The sequence below is a fragment of the Polaribacter sp. 2305UL8-11 genome, assembly GCF_058147165.1.
This window is the reverse complement of the sequence record NZ_JBYVJW010000061.1, coordinates 1-260: the sequence shown is the minus strand read 5'-3', so window position 1 is coordinate 260 and position 260 is coordinate 1. Positions and strand designations below refer to the sequence as shown.

Sequence of the window (260 nt, the reverse complement as noted above, 5' to 3'; positions counted from 1 at the left end):
ATCGAGCGGGCTTTTTTTAATTTCTGTTATAATGAGGTGACGGTTCTTCTTTAACATCTGTTATAAAATAATTGGTATCCCCCCAGAAGAAAAAAGTACCAAAACGTTCCATATAAGATAGCTTTACATATCTGCCTTGATATTCCTTTAGTTTTTCGATCACTTCTTTCTCTTTGTCCAGAACAGAAAACTGAAAGATCTGAGCACCGCTTATTCCCTGACTTATTTCTCCTTCCCAGGTTTTTGCAATAACACCTTTA

The 260-nt window shown here is 35.8% G+C and carries 1 protein-coding gene; it reads right to left on the bottom strand.

The window, feature by feature from the left end; genetic code table 11:
- Positions 1-16: 16 nt before the first annotated feature.
- Positions 17-260: 6-phosphogluconate dehydrogenase (locus ACY2RW_RS16200; protein ID WP_490123770.1), on the bottom strand; the 244-nt coding region annotated here is incomplete at its 5' end.